At 71.2% G+C, this 18311-nt stretch carries 17 protein-coding genes; 8 read left to right on the top strand and 9 right to left on the bottom strand.

Features of this window, described 5'->3' with window-relative positions; translation table 11 throughout:
- Window positions 1-15: 15 nt before the first annotated feature.
- The 3 genes from ABR737_RS28580 to ABR737_RS28570 all read right to left on the bottom strand — a co-directional run bounded on the left by ABR737_RS28580 (window position 16) and on the right by ABR737_RS28570 (window position 3649).
- Complete coding sequence (locus tag ABR737_RS28580) at window positions 16-945, bottom strand: N-acetylneuraminate synthase family protein (protein WP_350253364.1); 930 nt, start codon at window positions 943-945, stop codon at window positions 16-18.
- Window positions 946-1034: 89 nt separating this feature from the next.
- Window positions 1035-2258 carry a cytidylyltransferase domain-containing protein gene (locus ABR737_RS28575; RefSeq protein WP_350253362.1) on the bottom strand — a complete coding sequence of 408 codons (1224 nt, stop codon included), beginning with the start codon at window positions 2256-2258 and terminating at the stop codon, window positions 1035-1037.
- Window positions 2259-2314: 56 nt separating this feature from the next.
- Window positions 2315-3649, bottom strand: a complete 1335-nt coding sequence (locus ABR737_RS28570; RefSeq protein WP_350253361.1) for a DUF6716 putative glycosyltransferase — start codon at window positions 3647-3649, stop codon at window positions 2315-2317.
- A gap of 187 nt (window positions 3650-3836) precedes the next feature.
- Here ABR737_RS28570 and ABR737_RS28565 point away from each other — a divergent pair, with 187 nt between their 5' ends.
- The 3 genes from ABR737_RS28565 to ABR737_RS28555 are packed head-to-tail and all read left to right on the top strand — an operon-like array spanning window position 3837 to window position 7347.
- Window positions 3837-4814, top strand: a complete 978-nt coding sequence (locus tag ABR737_RS28565) for a glycosyltransferase family 2 protein (RefSeq protein WP_350253359.1) — start codon at window positions 3837-3839, stop codon at window positions 4812-4814.
- Complete coding sequence (locus ABR737_RS28560) at window positions 4814-6169, top strand: polysialyltransferase family glycosyltransferase (protein WP_350253357.1); 1356 nt, start codon at window positions 4814-4816, stop codon at window positions 6167-6169. Before ABR737_RS28565 ends, ABR737_RS28560 begins: the two co-directional genes overlap by 1 nt.
- A complete protein-coding gene (locus ABR737_RS28555) occupies window positions 6166-7347 on the top strand; it encodes an acyltransferase family protein (RefSeq protein WP_350253356.1) in 1182 nt (393 codons plus the stop codon). The genes ABR737_RS28560 and ABR737_RS28555 overlap by 4 nt, the downstream gene beginning before the upstream one ends.
- Before the next feature lie 80 nt (window positions 7348-7427).
- Here ABR737_RS28555 and ABR737_RS28550 read toward each other — a convergent pair whose 3' ends face one another.
- The gene (locus ABR737_RS28550) at window positions 7428-8102 is read right to left on the bottom strand and encodes a TetR/AcrR family transcriptional regulator C-terminal domain-containing protein (RefSeq protein WP_350253355.1); all 675 of its coding nucleotides are present in this window, start codon (window positions 8100-8102) and stop codon (window positions 7428-7430) included.
- A 37-nt stretch (window positions 8103-8139) separates the two neighbouring features.
- Between ABR737_RS28550 and ABR737_RS28545 the strand changes: the two genes are divergently transcribed.
- The gene (locus ABR737_RS28545; protein WP_350253353.1) at window positions 8140-9720 is read left to right on the top strand and encodes an FAD-dependent monooxygenase; all 1581 of its coding nucleotides are present in this window, start codon (window positions 8140-8142) and stop codon (window positions 9718-9720) included.
- 62 nt (window positions 9721-9782) lie between these two features.
- Here ABR737_RS28545 and ABR737_RS28540 read toward each other — a convergent pair whose 3' ends face one another.
- Entirely contained in the window at window positions 9783-10403 is a 621-nt protein-coding gene (locus ABR737_RS28540; RefSeq protein ID WP_350253352.1) for a TetR/AcrR family transcriptional regulator, read from the bottom strand.
- A 69-nt stretch (window positions 10404-10472) separates the two neighbouring features.
- Here ABR737_RS28540 and ABR737_RS28535 point away from each other — a divergent pair, with 69 nt between their 5' ends.
- Window positions 10473-11462: a DMT family transporter gene (locus tag ABR737_RS28535; RefSeq protein WP_350253350.1), complete on the top strand. Its 990-nt coding sequence runs from the start codon at window positions 10473-10475 to the stop codon at window positions 11460-11462.
- A 51-nt stretch (window positions 11463-11513) separates the two neighbouring features.
- Here ABR737_RS28535 and ABR737_RS28530 read toward each other — a convergent pair whose 3' ends face one another.
- Together ABR737_RS28530 and ABR737_RS28525 are read right to left on the bottom strand one after the other, a co-directional pair.
- Window positions 11514-12911, bottom strand: coding sequence for a GntT/GntP/DsdX family permease (locus ABR737_RS28530; RefSeq protein WP_350253349.1), 1398 nt, complete (start codon window positions 12909-12911; stop codon window positions 11514-11516).
- A 55-nt stretch (window positions 12912-12966) separates the two neighbouring features.
- Entirely contained in the window at window positions 12967-13488 is a 522-nt protein-coding gene (locus ABR737_RS28525; protein WP_350253347.1) for a gluconokinase, read from the bottom strand.
- A gap of 132 nt (window positions 13489-13620) precedes the next feature.
- Here ABR737_RS28525 and ABR737_RS28520 point away from each other — a divergent pair, with 132 nt between their 5' ends.
- Entirely contained in the window at window positions 13621-14322 is a 702-nt protein-coding gene (locus ABR737_RS28520; RefSeq protein ID WP_350253345.1) for a FadR/GntR family transcriptional regulator, read from the top strand.
- Window positions 14323-14373: 51 nt separating this feature from the next.
- On the opposite strand, the gene ABR737_RS28515 is transcribed toward ABR737_RS28520, so the two are convergent.
- The gene (locus tag ABR737_RS28515) at window positions 14374-14586 is read right to left on the bottom strand and encodes a hypothetical protein (protein WP_350253344.1); all 213 of its coding nucleotides are present in this window, start codon (window positions 14584-14586) and stop codon (window positions 14374-14376) included.
- 194 nt (window positions 14587-14780) lie between these two features.
- On the opposite strand from ABR737_RS28515, the gene ABR737_RS28510 reads away from it, so the two are divergent.
- Both ABR737_RS28510 and ABR737_RS28505 read left to right on the top strand, forming a co-directional pair.
- Window positions 14781-15881, top strand: coding sequence for a hypothetical protein (locus ABR737_RS28510; protein ID WP_350253343.1), 1101 nt, complete (start codon window positions 14781-14783; stop codon window positions 15879-15881).
- Window positions 15882-15897: 16 nt separating this feature from the next.
- The gene (locus ABR737_RS28505) at window positions 15898-16566 is read left to right on the top strand and encodes a YdcF family protein (protein WP_350253341.1); all 669 of its coding nucleotides are present in this window, start codon (window positions 15898-15900) and stop codon (window positions 16564-16566) included.
- A 57-nt stretch (window positions 16567-16623) separates the two neighbouring features.
- Here ABR737_RS28505 and ABR737_RS28500 read toward each other — a convergent pair whose 3' ends face one another.
- A complete protein-coding gene (locus ABR737_RS28500) occupies window positions 16624-18222 on the bottom strand; it encodes an acyl-CoA mutase large subunit family protein (RefSeq protein WP_350253340.1) in 1599 nt (532 codons plus the stop codon).
- Between the last annotated feature and the right edge of the window lie 89 nt (window positions 18223-18311).

Below are 18311 nucleotides of genomic sequence, written 5' to 3'. Positions count from 1 at the left end.
TTCGCCCGGTGTCCGTCAGACCGCCGCCGGCTCGGCGCCGGCCTCGGCCTCGGCCACCACGCCGGTGACGCGGCGCAGCTTCTTCATCGGGCCGAGCTCGCTCTCGTAGACCTTCTTGACGCCGTCGCCCAGGGACTCCTCGATGGTGCGGATGTCACGGACCAGGCGGGTCAGGCCGCCGGGCTCGACGGAGGCGGCCTGGTCGGAGCCCCACATCGCGCGGTCGAGGGTGATGTGGCGCTCGACGAAGGTGGCGCCGAGGGCGACCGCGGCGAGGGTGGTCTGCAGACCGGTCTCGTGGCCGCTGTAGCCGATCGGGACGTTGGGGTACTCGTCCTGCAGGGTGTTGATCATGCGCAGGTTGAGCTCTTCGGCCTTGGCCGGGTAGGTGCTGGTGGCGTGGCAGAGCAGGATGTTCTCGCTGCCCAGGACCTCGACGGCGTGCCGGATCTGCTTGGGGGTGGACATGCCCGTCGAGAGGATGACGGTGCGGCCGGTGGCGCGCATGGCGCGCAGCAGGTCGTCGTCGGTGAGCGAGGCGGAGGCGACCTTGTAGCAGGGCACGTCGAACTTCTCCAGGAAGGCGACGGACTCGACGTCCCACGGGGAGGCGAACCAGGCGATGCCGCGCTTCTTGCAGTACTCGTCGATGGCGCGGTAGCCGTCCTCGTCGAACTCCACGCGGTGGCGGTAGTCGATGTAGGTCATCCGGCCCCAGGGGGTGTCGCGCTCGATGTCCCACTGGTCGCGCGGGGTGCAGATCTCCGGGGTCCGCTTCTGGAACTTGACGGCGTCGCAGCCGGCGTCGGCGGCGGCGTCGATCAGCGCGAAGGCGTTCTCCAGGTCGCCGTTGTGGTTGATGCCGATCTCGCCGGTGACGTAGACGGGGCGGCCGGGGCCGGCCTCGCGGGAGCCGAGGGTGCGGAGGCGGGAGTTGTTGCTCATGGGGAGGATTCCTTCGTGTTGATCAGGGGGTGTGCGGGTGGAACAGGGTGAGCGGTTGATCAGGGGTGTGCAGGGGGTCTTCGGGTGGGTTACAGGGACGGGCCCAGCAGCCAGGCGGCGATCTCGCGGATCGCGCCGCTGCCTCCGGGCGTCGCGGTGACCGCGCGAGCCGCGCCGCGCACCACGTCGTGCGCCCCGGCGACCGCCACGGGCCAGCCGACGAGGTCGAAGCACGGCAGGTCGTTGACGTCGTTGCCGACGTAGAGCACGCGCTCGGGCGCGATGCCCGCTTCCTCGCACCACTGCTTGAGGGCGAGGTCCTTGCGGTCGATGCCGTGCAGGACGGGCACCTGCAGCTTGCGGGCCCGTGCGGCGACGACCGGGTTGGTCTCGGTGGACAGGATCAGCAGTTTCAGCTCGGCCCTGCGCAGGGCGGCGACGCCGAGGCCGTCGCCGCGGTGGACCGCGACAATCTCCCGTCCGTCGGCGTCGATCAGCACCCGGTCGTCGGTCTGGGTGCCGTCGAAGTCGAGGACGACGGCGTCGATGTCGTCCCTGGTCGGCAGGGCGCCGGGGCGGGGGGCGTCCAGCAGCGGGGCCAGCGCGCGGGCGCGGGCCAGGTCGTGCGGGTCGTCGATCTCCAGCACCCGGGCGGGGTCGGTGCGCACGAGCTCGGTGCGGCCGAAGAAGCGGTGGCCGCCGGCGCGGAAGCCGGCCGCTTCCATGGCGTAGGCGGCGCCGGTCTCCAGCAGGTCCTGGGGGCGGTCCTGGCGGCGCGGCCGGAAGGACTTGTCGTGGTTGACGCCGTGGCCGCCGTCGGTGGCCGTCGCGCCGTCCACCGCGGGTTCGGCGTCGCGCCAGACGAAGCCGTGGAACGGTGCCACGGTCAGCGCGCTGTCGGCGCCGCCCTCGACGACCGCGGCGGCCACCGAGTCGATGTCCTCGCGGACGATGAAGGGGCTGGTGCACTGGACCAGCAGCACCGTGTCGACCCGGGCGCCGTGCTCGGCCTCGTAGGCGTCCATGGCGTGCAGGACGGCGGCCTCGCTGGTGGCGGTGTCGCCCGCGATGTCGCCGGGGCGCTGCACGACGACCGCTCCGGCGCCGCGGGCCGCGGCCGCTATCCCGGCGTCGTCGGTGGAGACCACGACATCGGTGACCAGGCGGGCGGCGCGGCACTCGCGGACCGCGCGGGCGACCAGGGGCACGCCCCCGACGGCGGCGAGGTTCTTGGCGGGCACGCCCTTGGAACCGCCGCGGGCGGGGATGACGGCCACCACGGTCGGCGGGCTGCTCTGCGGGTTCGGCGGCATTTCGGGCTCCTTCCGGGGGCCGTGCGGGCTCCGGGGGCGGGCGGGCGGCGGGAGGGTCACAGCTGCCCCCAGCGGCGGATGGCGGGGGCGACGCGCTGGACGCCGTGGCGGTAGGCGCCGCGGGCGGCCTCGCGGACCGTCTCGCGGGCGACCCGGCGCAGTCCGCCGGTCTCCTCGGGGGCGTCCGCGTAGCCGGCGATCGGCTCGCCGTGCGCGTCCAGGCCGTGCCGGGCGAGGATGCCGGGGAGGTAGCCGGGGGCGGTGCGGGGTGTGTAGTACGGGGCGATCGGCGGCAGCCGGTCGGCGGTGCGCAGCGCGGTGACCCGGGCGCGGGCGGCGTCGAAGGCCTGCTCGTAGTCACCGTGGGCGGCGACGCCCTGCCGGGCGAGCCAGTCCGCGTCGGGCTCCGGGCGGTGTCCGGCGTCCAGCTCGTCCCAGGAGGCGAGGCAGCCGGAGCCGAGGAAGTGGTGGTTGCCCAGGACCTCGCGGATGCCGAGGTCGGTGAGGACGGCGGTGGGGATGCCGCGGTGCAGCGACTCCAGGGCGGCGGTCGAGCTGACCGTCACCATCAGGTCGGTGCGGTCCAGGACCTCGCCCATGTTGCCGTACACCAGGCGGCAGTTGGCGGGCAGTTTGCCGGGCGCCTTGGCGGCGAGCTTCTGGTAGGGCAGTTCCTCGATGTGGGTGGTGTGCTCGCCCGGCTTGCTGCGGAGCTTGATCAGCACCTCGCGGTCCGGGTGCTTGCGGGCGTGCTCCGCGGCCCGGCGCAGCAGGTAGGTCCGGTCCGCGCGGCTCTCCGGGACGGAGGGCTGGGCGGCGAACACGACGGTATAGGGGCGCTGCCCGCCGGTTACGCCGTCGCGGCGGTAGCGGTCGCCGCCGAGGAAGGGCAGGGCGCATTCGACGACGCTGCCGTCGTCGGCGCCGACCCCGCGGTAGACCTCGCGGAACCGGTCCGCGTCGTGCCGGGAGTTGGCGAGGACGACATCCGCGCCGTGCCGCAGCAGCAGCCCGTCGGCAAGCTTCTCGTAGACCACACCGACATAGCCGGTGACGACGACGGGGCGGGTCTCGGCTCCCCGCCAGGCGCGGCCGAGGCCGTGCAGCATCGCCTGCACCGCACCGCCGACACAGGCCAGCACGACGACGTCGTAGCGCGTACGGTCGACGGACCGGACGAAGTCGACGCCCCTGATTTCGCGCAGCGCGTCCGCACGGGCACCGACCTCGTCGAGCTGTCGGACCGTGGGAGTGGCGCGGCCGCGGAGAAGGTAGCCGTCGAGCCGGATGTCCGATTGGATTCGGTACGCTGTCAAAGCGCCCCATTTCCATCGGGTATCCGAGTCGGCGAGTACGGCGACCCGCGGCGAAGAGTGGGTACGTGATGGCACGTCCCAGACGCTAGGAAGCCATTCCGTTTGGCGGGCCAACTGGGTCGCAACAAAGGGTTAACAGCGGGTCGACGAATGGCTAACCAGCCCGATTGTCGACCTGGTTAACCATCCCGCCATTCTTCGTTCACCTTGAGGCCTGCACCCGGTAAAGACGAATGCCGCCCGCGCACCTAACGTCACCCGGGTGGTTAAGCTCTCCGTCATCGTGCCGTTCTACAACGTGCAGACATACGCGCCCGACACCCTGAAAAGCCTGGCGGCCAACGCCCGCGAAGATTTTGAATTCCTGCTCGTCGACGACTGTTCCCGCGACGAGACCCCGGAGATTCTTGCGCGCGCCGAGCGCGAGCTGCCGGGTGCCAGAGTGCTGCGGCACGCACAGAACGGCGGCCTGGCCACCGCCCGGAACACCGGCCTGGACGAGGCCCGCGGCGAGTACGTCACCTTCCTGGACGGTGACGACTGGCTCGCCCCCGGCTACTACCCCCAACTCCTCGCGGCAATGGAGGAGTTGGGGTGTGATTTCGTCCGCACGGACCACGTCCAGTGCACCGCCCGCGCCCGCAGCGTCCACCGTGTCCCGCACGGCCGGCGCGGAGTGGTGCTGGACCCGCGCGAGGTGATCCTGCCCGCCGACCGCTCCACCTCCGTCGACTACGCCTTCGCCTGGGCCGGGATGTACCACCGCCGGCTGCTGGACGAGGGGGTACTGCATTTCCGGGACGGGCTGCGCACCGCGGAGGACCGCCCGTGGATCTGGCGGCTGCACCGCGAGGCGAAGTCCATGGCCGTGGTCGGGCAGCTCGGTGTTTTCTACCGGCGCGGAGTGGCGTCCTCACTCACCCAGATCGGAGATGTGCGGCAATTGGACTTCATTCGCGCCTTCGATCAGGTGATCGAGGAAACGGCGCAGGACCGCGATGCCGATCTTCTGCTGCCGAAGGCGGTGCGCACCTATTGCGCGATCATTTCCCACCACCTCGGTTCGATCGAACGTTTCGAACCGCAGGTCGCCCGTAAATTGCGCGCGATGAGCGCCGCGGCCATGAAACGCATGCCGCAGGACGTACTGAAGGAAGCCCTGGATTCGATGGATGTGCAGCGCGCGTCCCGGCTGCGGCGGCTGCGCCGTCGCCCTGTCCCGGCGGAGGTCGCCGCCTGATGTCCACCCGCCCGCGTACCCAGATCTTCCTGGCCTCCACGCTCTACGGTGCGGCGACGCTCGCCGCCGCGATGGACGCCGACTGCTTCGCCCCGGCCGACCGCCGCCTGCTGCTGCTCAGCAACAACGCCACGACCCCGGAGACCACCGCGTCGCTGGACACCATGCCCGGCTTCGAGCGGCTGCGCGGCCGCTTCGACCGGGTGCTGTCGTGGAACGAGACGATCAGCCCGTTCCACCCCGGCGGCTGGTCGCCCCGCGCGGACGACGTCCCGCTGTGGGAGCGGCATCTGCGGCTGCTGTGGGGCCTGGGCGACGACCGCATCGAGCTGGTCGTGGAGTCCATCCAGGTCAACCCTGCGCTGGCGGTCGCCCAGCTGTTCCCGGACGCGCCGATCGATGTCTACGCCGACGGCCTGATGAGCTACGGGCCCACCCGCAACAAGCTCGACCCGCTGATCGGCACCCGGATCAACCGGCTGCTGCACCTGGACCTGGTACCGGGCCTCACGCCGCTGCTGCTCACCGAGTTCGACGTCGCGCCGCAGACCGTTCCGGCCGACGCCTTCACCAAGGTGCTGGCCGAACTCTGTGATGCCAGTGGCGAGGTGGCGGCCCCGGAGGGCGCCGCGCTGCTGCTCGGCCAGTACCTCTCCGCGCTGGGCATCCTCACTCCCGAGGAGGAAGAGGAGCTGCATGTGCGGATGGTGCGCGGCGCCGCCGAGCGCGGCCACCGCGAGATCGTCTTCAAACCGCACCCGTCCGCGCCGGCCCGCTGGTCGCGGCTGCTGGAGCGGGAGGCCGCGAAGCTGGAGGTCGCGCTGACCGTGCTGGACACCCCGGTGCTGGCCGAAGTGCTCTACCAGCGGATGCGGCCCGCGCTGGTCGTCGGCTGCTTCTCCACCGCGCTGCTGACGGCGGCCACGTTCTACGGTCTGCCGACCGCGCGGACCGGCACCGGCCTGCTGCTGGAACGGCTCACCCCGTACCAGAACAGCAACCGCGTCCCGGTCACGATCGTGGACGCGCTGGTGCCCGACCTGGGCGACCGCAGCGAGCGCCCGCGCGCCTTCGCCTCCGCCGAGAGCATCGAGGGTCTGGTCGCCGCGGTCGGCTATGCGATGCAGCACCAGATCTATCCGGAGCTGCGGCCGGCCGCCGAGCGCTACCTCGCGGCGCACCTCGACCCGGTCACCTGGCGCTACTTCAAGCGCCGCCGGCTGACCGCGCTGGCGCTGCCCGGCGCGATCCCCTCCCAGCTGTCGTTCCTGCCGCGCAACGCCACCGTCCGTAAGGTCGCGCGCCGGGCGCGTGCGGTGCAGCGGCGGCTGAAGAAGCGGGCCGCATTCGGATGAGCGCGCCTCAGCTGACGACCGGCGCGCCGCCCGTCGCGCCGGATCCCGTCACCACCGCCCCGGAGCCTGCAATACCGGTGCGCAGCGCGGGGGTCGCCCCGGCCCGCAAGGCCGGCGGAGGACCGTCGCGACTGCGCGCCCTGGACGGGCTGCGGCTGCTCGCCGCGCTGATGGTCGCCGCGTACCACTTCGGGGGCCGCAACGGAGAGATATCCCAGGCCTGGGGCGGTTCGCCCGCCCATCAATTCCCCACCGCCGCGCCCCTGTTCGCCTATGGCTGCCTGGGCGTGCAGATCTTCTTCGTGATCAGCGGCTTCGTCATCTGCCTCAGCGGCTGGGGCCGGACGCTGCGCGCGTTCGTAGCCTCCCGCGTCTCCCGCCTCTATCCGGCGTACTGGGCCGCGATCCTGCTGGTCACCGCGGTCTTCGCGCTTCCCTGGGTCGCCTACAAGGCGCTGCCGCCCAGCGAGGTGCTGACCAACCTGACCATGCTCCAGCAGCCGTTGGGCGTGGACCGGGTGCTCGGGGTGTGCTGGACCCTCTGGGCGGAGATGCGCTTCTACGCCCTCTTCGCGCTCTGCGTCATCCTGCCCGGTGCCACCCGCGGCCGGGTGGTGCTCTTCTGTGCGGGCTGGACGCTGGCCGGTGCGTTCGCGCAGGCCGCCCACCAGCCCTTCCTCGACACCGTCCTGATGCCCGAGTACGCCCCGTTCTTCATCGGCGGAGTGGGCCTGTACCTGCTGCACCGCTATGGCGCCCGCGACCCGATCGCCTGGGCGATCGTGCTGGTCAGCTGGCTGATCGGCCAGCATTACGCGGTCGCCGGGCTGTGGCACGCACCGTCGGCCACCGCGTTCTCCTACCGTTCGACGGCCGGCATCATCGCCGTGGTCACCCTGGGGTTCGCCCTGGTCGCCGCGGTCGCCCTGGGCAAGCTCCACTGGGCGAACTGGCGCTGGCTCACCGTCGCGGGCGCACTGACCTACCCCTTCTACCTCGTCCACGAGCACCTGGGCTGGGTCGTGGTGCGCGCACTGCACCACGGCCTCGGGCTGCCGTCGTACGCGACGCTGCTGCTGACCGTCGCGCTGATGCTGCTGCTCGCGTGGGTGCTGCACCGCTTCGTCGAGCGTCCGCTGACGCCTGTTCTGAAGCGGTCGATCGACCCGCGGCGCTGAGTCCGGGCGGCCGGCCTCCGTGGCGCTGAGGCCGGACGGCCGGCCTCCGCGGCGCCGCGGGCGACCGGCCCGCGGCGGGATCAGCCCGCCGCGTCCGGGCCCACGGTGGCCTCGATCCCCGCGACGATGATCCGCAGCCCGGCCTCGAAGCCCTGCTCCAGATCGCCGAACATCTCCCGGCCGGCCTGCGCCGCGAGCGGATACTCCGCCCCGATCCGCCGCTCACGCTCGGACTGGTCATAGGCCGGGTCGCGAATCTCCCGCTGTCCGGGCACCGGGTGGACCGACTGCTCCTCGATCACCACGCCCACGGTGAAGTTGTACGCGGTCCACCAGGCCCGCACGGCCGCATCCAGGGTGAAGCCCGCCTCCGTCAGGCAGGTCATCACGAAGTCGAGCGGCCCGGTGGCGGCGCCGTCGGTCATCCGCGTGCCGCTGAAGACCTTGCCGCCGTCGCGGTAGCCGAGCAGTTCGCGGCGCATCGTCCGGCAGCTGCCGAGCAGCATCTCCTGCCAGGTGCCGCCGTACGGGCCCGCGGCCGGCCCGCCGTCCAGGCTCCCGGCCATCCGCCGGGTCATCTCGGTGGCCATCTCGTCCAGCAGTTCCTGCTTGTTCTTGAAGTGCCAGTACAGCGCGGGGGCCTGAACGTTCAGCTCCTTGGCGATGCCCCGCAGGGTCAGCCCGTCGAGGCCGACCTCGTTCAGCAGCCGCAGTGCGGTGTCCACGACTCGTTTCCGGTCAATGCGCGAAACCATGTTGACAACTTAACACCGTTAAAGGCATCCTCGGGACATGGCACTTAACAACGTTAAGGAAACCTTTGGCGCCGCCCTGCCCGACGACGGCACGACGGTCGACGTACTGATCGCCGGCGCGGGCCCGACCGGCCTCGCCCTGGCCATCGACCTCACCCGCCGCGGTGTGCGCGCCCTGCTCGTCGAGCGGCAGGACCGCCTCTCGCCCGGCGCCCGCGGCACCGGCGTGCAGCCGCGCACCCAGGAGGTCTACGACGACCTCGGGCTGCTGGACGCGGCCTTCGCGGCCGGCGGCCTCTACCCGAAGACCGCCCGCTGGGAGAACGGCGAAATCGTCGACGTCACCGAGATGATCGAGCGGGTCGACCCGGCGCCCGCCACGCCGTACTCCAACGCCCTGATGCTGCCGCAGTTCCGCAACCTGGAGCTGCTGTACGAGCGGCTGCAGGAGCTCGGCGGTGACGCGCTCTTCCGCACCGAACTCACCGCGTTCGACCAGGACTCGGCCGGTGTGACGGCCCGTCTGCAGCACGCCGACGGGGCGGAGCGCACCGTCCACGGGGCCTATCTGGTCGCCACCGACGGCGGGCGCAGCACCGTACGCCGCGCGCTCGGCATCAAGATGAGCGGCCCGGAGCTGGAACCGGTCGCCGTGCTGCTCGCGGACCTCCGGGTGGACGGCCTGGACCGCGACCACTGGCACCGCTGGGACTCGCCGACCGGCGGGTTCGCGGGCCTTCTCCCGCTGGCCGGCACCGACTACTTCCAGACCATGATCGCGGGGGGCTTCGACGGCACACCGGACACCTCACCCGAGACGGTCCGTGCCGAACTCGCGGCGCACACCCACCTCGACGCCGCACAGATCGGCGAGGTCCTGTGGTCCTCCCTCTTCCGCCCCCGGGCGGGCCTGGTCGAGCGCTACCGCACCGGCCGGGTCTTCCTGGCCGGCGATGCCGCGCACATCCACTCCCCGGCGGGCGGCCAGGGCCTGAACACCAGCGTCCAGGACGCCTACAACCTCGGCTGGAAGCTCGGCCAGGTGCTGCGGCACGGCGCCCCCGACAGCCTCCTCGACACCTACGAGACCGAGCGCCGCCCGATCGCCGAGAGCATCCTCGACACCAGCACCCGGCTGCACCGCTCCCGTACGCTGCGGCGCGGCCGGGACCTCCACCAGCTCGGCATCGGCTACCCCGACAGCCCGCTCACGCGGGAGCTGCGCACGGACCTCGCCGAGGGCACTCCCGCCGCGGGCGACCGGGCCCCCGACGCCCCGTGCACCACGGCCGACGGCACGCCCACCCGGCTCTTCGACGCCTTCCGCGGCCCGCACTTCACCCTGCTCGACCTGGGCGGCACCGGCATCGACGACAGTGCGCTGCCCGCCGATCCGGCCCTGCTGCGTCTCGTCCGCGTCGGCGGCCCGGCCCCGGACCTGATCGACACCGACGGCCACATCCGCGACGCCTACGGCCCGGACCCGGCCGTCCTCCTCATCCGCCCCGACGGCTACCTCGCCCTCGCCGCCCCGCCCGGGGACGCGACGGCGCAGGTGGCCGAGGCCCTGGGGACGTACCTCGGCGCGGGCGCGGACGCGGTGCCGGCAGCCTGCTGAACGCCACCGGCCGACGCGGGGGGGGCGGCCGAAGGTCGTGGCCGCACCCCCGAGGCCGGCACTCACACCTCCACCCCCGCCGCGGCGAGCAGCACCTCCGCCTCGTCGCGGGCCTGACCGATCGGGTCGGGGAAGATGCCCAGGCCGTGGGCGACCAGGGCCCCTTCGTGAAGAAGCATCAGCGCCCGGCCCAGCCGCTCGGCCCGGCCGGGCACCGGCACTGCGGCCCCGGCCAGGTCCGTGAACAGCGCGAGCATCCACTGCTTCTGCGCGGCGATGATCGCGTACGCGGGGTGGGACGGATCGCTGATCTCGGCATGGGCGTTGACCATGCTGCACCCCTTGCCGCTGTGCCGGGCCGACCAGGCGCGCGAGGCGTCGAAGACGGCCAAGATCCCCGCAGCGGGCGACGGCTCCGCGGCGTCGAGGTACGGCGCCAGAAAGGCCCGCCAGCGTTCATCGCGGTCCGCGAGGTACTCCACGACGATCTGCTCCTTGGAGCCGAACCGGTCATAGAGGGTCTTCTTCGTCACCCCGGCCTCGGCCGCGATCAGATCCACCCCGACGGCATGGATGCCGCGCTCGTAGAACAGCCGCTCGGCGGCCGCCAGGGCGCGGCGCGCGGCGGGCGTCATGGCGATCCGCCGGGGCGTCTGCGAAGTACGTGTCTGCGAAGTACCCATGCCAAAAAGTATACCGATCTGTATAGTGAAAGGAGAGGTATACAGATCGGTCTACCGAAGGGGGACGGCATGCGCTTCCTGCTCTCGGCCGCCTTTGTGCTCTGTTGGAGCTCCGGCTTCATCGGGGCCAAGCTGGGCGCGGGCACCGCGCCCACGGCCACGCTTCTGATGTGGCGGTTCCTGCCGCTCGCCGCCGCCCTCGCCCTCGTGGCGGCCACCGCGGCCCGCGCCTCGTGGCGGGACCTGACGGCTCGGGACCTGACCCGGCAGGCCGCCGTCGGCGCACTCTCGCAGAGCGGCTATCTCTTCACCGTCTACTCCGCGATCCAGCTCGGGGTCTCCAGCGGCACCACGGCCCTGATCGACGGCACCCAGCCCCTGGTGGCCGGGGCGCTCGCCGGGCCGTTGCTGCGCCAGTACGTCTCCCGTCGGCAGTGGCTCGGGCTGTGCCTGGGCCTGGGCGGCGTCGCCCTGGTCACCACGGCCGACGCGGCGTCCGGCGCGGAGGTGCCCTGGTGGGCCTACCTCGTCCCGTTCCTCGGAATGTCCTCGCTGGTGGCGGCCACCTTCCTGGAGAGCCGCTCGCGCACCCGGGTCGCCCCCTCGGTATCGATGACCGTCCACTGCACCACCAGCGCCGTCCTCTTCACCGCCCTCGCCGCCGCGACCGGCACCGTACAGCCGCCCGCCGCGCCCTCGTTCTGGGTCGCGGTCGGCTGGCTGGTGGTGCTGTCGACCTTCGGCGGGTACGGGCTGTACTGGCTGATCCTCCGCCGCGTCGGCGTCACCGAGGTGAACACCCTGATGTTCCTGATGGCACCGGTCACCGCGCTGTGGGGCGCCGCCATGTTCGGCGAACCCTTCGGCCCGCAGACCGCCGCCGGACTCGCGCTCGGCCTCGCGGCGGTCGCCCTCGTACGACGCGGTGCCACCCCCTCGGCCGCACCCCCCGCCGGGACTTCGCCCGCACGCGCACGAGGCCGTACCAGCGGACATCCGCTCGTACGGCCTCGTGCCGGGGACGGGCACCTGAGGGGGGTGGGGCGCCCGGGACGGTGAACCGTCCGGAGAGATAAGGGGGACAGCGGTCCGACGGACCGACCAGGGCCGCTAAAGGACCAGCGACAGCAGCAGTACGCAGACGATCCCGACCACCGAGATCAGCGTCTCCATCACCGACCAGGTCTTCAGCGTCTGGCCGACGCTCATCCCGAAGTACTCCTTGACCAGCCAGAATCCGGCGTCGTTGACATGGCTGAAGAACAGCGACCCGCACCCGATGGCCAGCACCAGCAGCGCGGCATGGGTGGTGCTCATGTCCGCGGCGAGCGGGCCGACCAGCCCGGCGGCGGAGATGGTGGCCACCGTCGCGGAGCCGGTCGCAAGGCGGATGGCGACCGCGATCAGCCAGGCCAGCAGGAGCGCGGAGATGTTCCAGCCCTTGGAGATGTCCAGGATCATCTGGCCGACGCCGGAGTCCACCAGCGTCTGCTTGAAGCCGCCGCCCGCGCCGACGATCAGCACCACCCCGGCGATCGGGGCGAGCGACTTCTCGACGGTGGTGGCGATCCGGCCACGGGTGAACCCGGCCGCCCGGCCCAGCGTGAACATCGCGACGAGCACGGCCGTCAGCAGCGCGATCAGCGGGGAGCCGATGACATCGAAGGCCCGCTGGACGGTGTGCTCCGGATCGTCGATGACGATGTCCACCAGCGCCTTGGCCAGCATCATCACCACCGGCAGCAGCACGGTGGCCACGGTGATCCCGAAGCCGGGCCGCTTCACCAGGTCGTCGGAGGCGCGCTCGGGCACCATCTTCTCCGGCGGCTGGATGTCCACCCAGCGGGCCGCGTAACGGGAGAAGAGCGGACCGGCGACGATCGCGGTCGGGATGGCGACGACGACGCCGAGCGCGAGGGTGATGCCGAGGTTCGCCTTGACGGCGTCGATCGCGACGAGCGGGCCGGGGTGCGGCGGGATCAGCCCGTGCATGACGGACAGGCCGGCCAGGGCGGGGATACCGATCCGCATCAGCGAGAAGTTGCCGCGCTTGGCGACCAGCAGCACCACGGGGATCAGCAGCACGATGCCGACTTCGAAGAAGATCGGCAGCCCCACGATCCCGGCGATCAGCAGCATCGCCCAGGGCATCGCCCGCCGGCCTGCTTTGGCCAGGATCGTGTCGACGATCTGGTCGGCGCCGCCCGAATCGGCGAGCAGCCGCCCGAGGACGGCACCGAGCGCGATCAGCACGCCCGTGCCCGCGACGGTCGTGCCCAGCCCCGTCGAGAAGCTGGTGATGACCTTGTCGAGGGGGGCGCCGGCCACCGCGCCGAGCACCAGCGAACCGATGATCAGCGACAGGAAGGCGTGCAGCTTGAACTTGGTGATGAGCAGGACGATGACGGCTATGCCGGCCAGGACGGCGATGCCCAGCTGTGCGTGGCCGGCCGAGGCTATCGGCTCGGTCGCGTCCGCTGCGAGCATCTCGACGCTGAGATGAGTCACGGCGATTCCCTTGGTTGGACGGAGGGGGAAGGGGGGTGCTGTGGGGGTGCGGGGGTTATGCGCCCGGCGGGTCCATCGCGCGCAGTGCCGCCACCGCGCGGTCGGCGATCTCCTCCGGGGTGCCGGACACCTCCACCTCGACGCCGGCCTCGTCGGGTCCGAGCGGTTCGAGCGTGGCGAACTGGGAGTCCAGCAGTGCGGTCGGCATGAAGTGGCCCTTGCGCTCGGCCATCCGCTCCTCGATCAGCGAACGATCGCCGGTGAGGTGCAGGAAGACGATGCGGGGTTCGGCTGCCCGGAGCCGGTCGCGGTAGGCGCGCTTGAGCGCGGAGCTGCTGACCACACCGCCGCCGTGCTCGGCGCGCTCGTGTGCCCAGGCTCCTATGGCGTCGAGCCACGGGCCGCGGTCCTCATCGTCCAGCGGGATGCCCGCCGACATCTTGGCGATATTGGCCGGCGGATGGAAGTCGTCACCCTCGGCGTACGGAACGCCCAGTTTGTCGGCCACCAACGGGCCGATGGTGGTCTTGCCGGTGCCGGCCACGCCCATCACGACGATCACGTCGGGGGTGCTCATCCCGTGGTACCTCGCTGTCTTCATCGACCTCGTGCGGCCCCCACTGAAACCCATTAGGTACGACGTATTCAAGAGCCTGTGATGCAAACGTCATACTTAATTGGCCGGGGTGCGGGAACGTAAGCTTGCCCCATGGAAAACGAGGGGAAGGGACTGCACGCCCGTGTACTGGAGTCCCTGGGGCCCGCGATCACCGCGGGCGACTACCCTCCGGGCACGGTCCTGCGCACGGACGAACTGGAGCAGCGCTTCGACGTCTCCCGCACGGTCATCCGCGAGGCGATCCGGGTACTGGAATCCATGCAGCTGGTCGCTTCCCGGCGCCGGGTGGGGGTGACCGTCCGGCCCACCGAGGAGTGGAACGTCTACGACCCGCGGGTGATCGGCTGGCGGCTGGCCGGCCGCGACCGCCCCCGGCAGCTGCGCTCGCTGACCGTGCTGCGCTCGGCGATCGAACCGGTCGCCGCGGGCCTCGCCGCCCGGCACGCCACCCCCGCGCAGTGCGCCGAACTCACCGAACAGGCCATGGGCATGGTCGCCACCTCACGCGGCCAGCAACTCGACGCCTACCTCGTCCACGACACGGCCTTCCACCGGGTCGTCCTCACCGCCTCCGGCAACGAGATGTTCGCCCGGCTCGGCGACGTGGTCGCCGCAGTCCTGACCGGCCGCACCCAGCACCATGTGATGTTCACCGACCCCGACCCGGCCGCGGTCACCCTCCATGTCCAGGTCGCCGAGGCGGTACGCACCGGCGACGCGGCACGGGCGGAGTCCCTGACCCGCGAGATCACCACGGGCGCCATGGCCGAACTGGACGTGCTGGCGCCGTAGTTGCCCACCGGGTCGGAGTCACCCCGGCCCGAAGGCCCGTCGGCCCCCGACTCAGAACAACGGCTGCTGCCCCGGGATCGGCGGCTCCTCCGGGTCAAACAGCTTCTCCGCCGGCGCCATCATCGGCGCGATCTTGCGCGACCCCGGGCAGGAGATCAGCTCCAGCACCGTCCGCCGCCCGGGCGGGTCATGGCGAGCGAAGCGCCCGCCGACAACGGCGATCTCTCGGGTGCAAACGGGGCACGCCCGGCGGGGTGACGACATGCCCCCAGTCTGACTCAGGCACACGCGACGGTCACAAGCTGCCGTGTCCGCACCGTCGATGGGGGCACCTGGTCGGCGTGGGCCCCCAGGGCGGCCCCTGCGTCGCGGGGACGGAGTCGCAGAGACCGCCGGCTGGCGTCAGCGAAGGAACTGGGCGACCTCGTGCTTCGATGGCGGACGGAAGGGAGCGACGCGTGGCGACCGTGCACCACTGGACCGGCCTGGAAGCCCGGGCATTACGTCTCGCACTCCGGCTGAGCGTCCGCGCCTTCGCCCAACACCTGGGCGTCGGCATCCGCACCATCTCCAAGTGGGAGAAGTTGCTGGTCGCAACGGAACCTCGGCAGGACACCCAGGCCGTCCTGGACACCGCCCTGGCTCGCTCGGACGCCGCCGCGCACCTGCGCTTCGAGACATTCCTGTCCGAGGCCGGCCGACCCGGCCAGGGCAGCGGCAGGCGCATCACCACCAGCGGCCCCCGGGTCTGGGAGTACGAAACGTGGACCGACGACCTGGACCGGGCCGTCGTAGCCCTCTCGCGCCAGAACTTCGGCTTCGCCGACAACCTGCTGAACCGATGGCTGACACGCTTCCCACCGACCGGGCTGGACGACAAGGGCATGTACCTGTTCGCCCGCTCGACAGCACTGATGGGCGATCTTCAGCGAGACCAAGGAGCCGTCCTCGGCCCGCTGTCGGCCCAGCGCTCCTATGCCGACGCCCGCTCGCTGTTCGTGCAGCTCGACATCCCCCGTCGCATCGCCCAGCTCGACCTGTCCCTCGCCGTGGTCGCCGAGATGTCCGGCAAGCTGGAGACGGCCGCTCGTCATTACGAGGCCCTGGCCGTCGACGACAGGCTCTCCCGCCGTGACCGGGCCAGAGCCCGGCTGTGGGTGGGCACCGCGCTGAGCAAGGACGGCAACAACGACTATGCCGCCAGGGTCATGCTCGCCGCGACGCGCGAGTTCGAGGACCTGGCCGAGCCCGACGACTGGTCCGTCGCCCACCAGAAACTCGCCCTGGCCCACCGCGGGGTCGGTGACCTCACCCAGGCCCTGCACTTCATCGACATCGCCCGCAGCACCGGAACAACCGACTCGCCCATGCAGCAGGTCCGGCTGGACACCGCCCACGGTCACATCCTGCTGTCCGACCCGGCCACCCGGGATGATGGGCTGCAGGTGCTCGCCGACGCCGCGAAGCTGGCCGCCACGTTCGGCCTGAGTCACCAGCTCCGCAGTATCGAGGGCATCCGGATGACGAGCGAGGGGGCCTTTGGCCTCCGGCGACGGTGAACAGGGAGAGACGCGAGTGACGGACAACGAGCGGGCCATCACCGAAGACCAGCGGCAGCAGGCCAAGCTGATCTGGGACCACCACCAGATGCACCACGCGGTGCGGCCCGCCGACGTCGCCATCGGCCTGGGGAGCCACGACCTTGGTGTCCCGGCCTTCTGCGCCGAGCTGTACCGGGCCGGTCTGTTCCCGGCCCTGGTGTTCTCCGGCGGCTCCAACCCCACAGCCCCCGAACGCTTCCCCCGCGGTGAGGCGGTGCACTTCCGAGAGCATGCGCTCGCTCTCGGAGTGCCTGCGAATGCGGTGCTGCTGGAGCCCTGCGCGAGGAACACCGGGCAGAACATCACCCTCTCCCGGGAGGTCCTGACTGCCGCCGGGATCACACCGAAGACCGTGCTGCTGGTCTCCATGCCCTATATGGAGCGACGTGCCTATGCCACTGCCCGCAAGGTGTGGCCCGAGGTCGAGGCGATCTGCGCCTCGGTGCCACTGGAGTTCGATGACTACCTGAAGACGATCGGCGACGACCAACTCGTCGTCCATCAGCTCGTCGGCGACCTGCAGCGGGTCATCGAATATCCACGTCTCGGATTCGCCATCGAGCAGGACGTCCCGGAGGACGTGCATACCGCCTACGAGGCCCTCATCCGTGACGGCTTCACCAGCCGTCTCCTCACTCCCTGAACTTACGTGTGGACCGGACTCATCCGAGACCCGGCCGCCTCAGCAGCCGAGACCCCCTCAGAACGCATCCGTAGGCACATACGTCCCCCAGACCTCTCGCAGTGCATCGCAAACCTCGCCCACCGTCGTCCTCGCCCGCAGGGCCTCGCGCAGGGGGTAGAGGACGTTGTCCGTGCCCTCGGCGGCCTTGCGGAGGTCGTCGAGAGCGGTGGAGACGGCACGGGCGTTGCGGCGGTCCCGGAGGACGGCCAGTCGCTCGGTCTGCCGGGCCTCGATCGACGGGTCGACGCGCAGCGGCTCGTACGGTTCCTCCTCGTCGAGCTGGAAGCGGTTGACGCCGACCACGACCCGCTCGCCGGCGTCCGTCTCCTGTGCCAGGCGGTAGGCGTTGCGCTCGATCTCCTCCTTCTGGAAGCCCCGCTCGATGGCGGCCACCGCACCGCCCATGTCCTCGACCCGCCGCATCAGCGCCACGGCTGCCTCCTCGACGTCGTCCGTCATCGACTCGACGGCGTAGGAACCGGCGAACGGGTCGACGGTGGCGGTCACATCGGTCTCGTAGGCGAGCACCTGCTGGGTACGCAGCGCGAGGCGGGCGGACTTGTCGGTGGGCAGGGCGATGGCCTCGTCGAAGGAGTTGGTGTGCAGCGACTGGGTTCCGCCGAGCACGGCGGCGAGTCCCTGGAGGGTGACCCGCGCGAGGTTCACCTCCGGCTGCTGGGCGGTGAGCTGCACTCCCGCCGTCTGGGTGTGGAACCGCAGCATCAGCGACTTGGGGTTCTTCGCGCCGAACTCCTCCCGCATCACCCGGGCCCAGATCCTGCGCGCGGCCCGGAACTTGGCGACCTCCTCCAGCAGGGTCGTACGGGCGACGAAGAAGAAGGAGAGCCGCGGCGCGAAGTCGTCGACATCCATCCCGGCGGCCACGGCGGTCCGCACATAGGCGATGCCGTTGGCGAGGGTGAAGGCGATCTCCTGCGCGGGCGAGGCACCCGCCTCGGCCATGTGGTAGCCGGAGATGGAGATGGAGTTCCACCGGGGGATCTCGGCCCGGCAGTACTGGAAGATGTCCGCGGTCAGCCGCAACGACGGCTGCGGCGGGAAGATATAGGTCCCCCGCGCGATGTACTCCTTGAGGACATCGTTCTGCACGGTCCCGTTCAGCCGGTCCGCCGTCACCCCTTCCTCCTCCCCCACCAGTTGGTAGAGGAGCAGCAGCAGCGCGGCGGGCGCGTTGATCGTCATCGATGTCGACACCTTGTCCAGCGGGATACCGCCGAACAGCACCCGCATGTCCTCGACGGAGTCGATGGCCACCCCGACCTTGCCCACCTCGCCCGAGGCGATCGGGGTGTCCGAGTCGTGGCCCATCTGCGTCGGCAGGTCGAAGGCGACGGACAGGCCCGTGGTGCCGTGGGCGATCAGCTGCCGGTAGCGGGCGTTGGACTCGCGCGCGGTGCCGAAGCCGGCGTACTGCCGCATCGTCCAGGGCCGTCCGGTGTACATCGACGGGTACACGCCACGGGTGAAGGGGTAGCTGCCGGGCGCGCCGAGGCTGCGCTCCGGGTCCCAGCCCGCCAGCGCCCCGGGCCCGTACACCGGCTCGATCGGCAGGCCGCTCTCGTTGTACCGCTCACTTCCCGACTCGTGCGCCATGGGTGTACGCCTCCCGCTGGGTGACCGGCATCGGGGATACGCCGTGCTCACAGCATGCCCGCAGGTTCGCCGTCCCGCAGCGCTGGGAA

Origin of the sequence: Streptomyces sp. Edi2 (assembly GCF_040253635.1) — a bacterium.
Classification (GTDB): domain Bacteria; phylum Actinomycetota; class Actinomycetes; order Streptomycetales; family Streptomycetaceae; genus Streptomyces.
The sequence above is the reverse complement of the archived record's forward strand: the minus strand, read 5'-3'. Positions and strand labels throughout refer to the sequence as shown.

Coding starts and splice junctions, on each gene's coding strand:
- ABR737_RS28580 (WP_350253364.1), bottom strand. CDS start 945: ATGAGCAACAACTCCCGCCTCCGCACCCTCGGCTCCCGCGAGGCCGGC.
- ABR737_RS28575 (WP_350253362.1), bottom strand. CDS start 2,258: ATGCCGCCGAACCCGCAGAGCAGCCCGCCGACCGTGGTGGCCGTCATC.
- ABR737_RS28560 (WP_350253357.1), top strand. CDS start 4,814: ATGTCCACCCGCCCGCGTACCCAGATCTTCCTGGCCTCCACGCTCTAC.
- ABR737_RS28555 (WP_350253356.1), top strand. CDS start 6,166: ATGAGCGCGCCTCAGCTGACGACCGGCGCGCCGCCCGTCGCGCCGGAT.
- ABR737_RS28550 (WP_350253355.1), bottom strand. CDS start 8,102: ATGGTTTCGCGCATTGACCGGAAACGAGTCGTGGACACCGCACTGCGG.
- ABR737_RS28545 (WP_350253353.1), top strand. CDS start 8,140: ATGGCACTTAACAACGTTAAGGAAACCTTTGGCGCCGCCCTGCCCGAC.
- ABR737_RS28540 (WP_350253352.1), bottom strand. CDS start 10,403: ATGGGTACTTCGCAGACACGTACTTCGCAGACGCCCCGGCGGATCGCC.
- ABR737_RS28535 (WP_350253350.1), top strand. CDS start 10,473: ATGCGCTTCCTGCTCTCGGCCGCCTTTGTGCTCTGTTGGAGCTCCGGC.
- ABR737_RS28525 (WP_350253347.1), bottom strand. CDS start 13,488: ATGAGCACCCCCGACGTGATCGTCGTGATGGGCGTGGCCGGCACCGGC.
- ABR737_RS28520 (WP_350253345.1), top strand. CDS start 13,621: ATGGAAAACGAGGGGAAGGGACTGCACGCCCGTGTACTGGAGTCCCTG.
- ABR737_RS28515 (WP_350253344.1), bottom strand. CDS start 14,586: ATGTCGTCACCCCGCCGGGCGTGCCCCGTTTGCACCCGAGAGATCGCC.
- ABR737_RS28500 (WP_350253340.1), bottom strand. CDS start 18,222: ATGGCGCACGAGTCGGGAAGTGAGCGGTACAACGAGAGCGGCCTGCCG.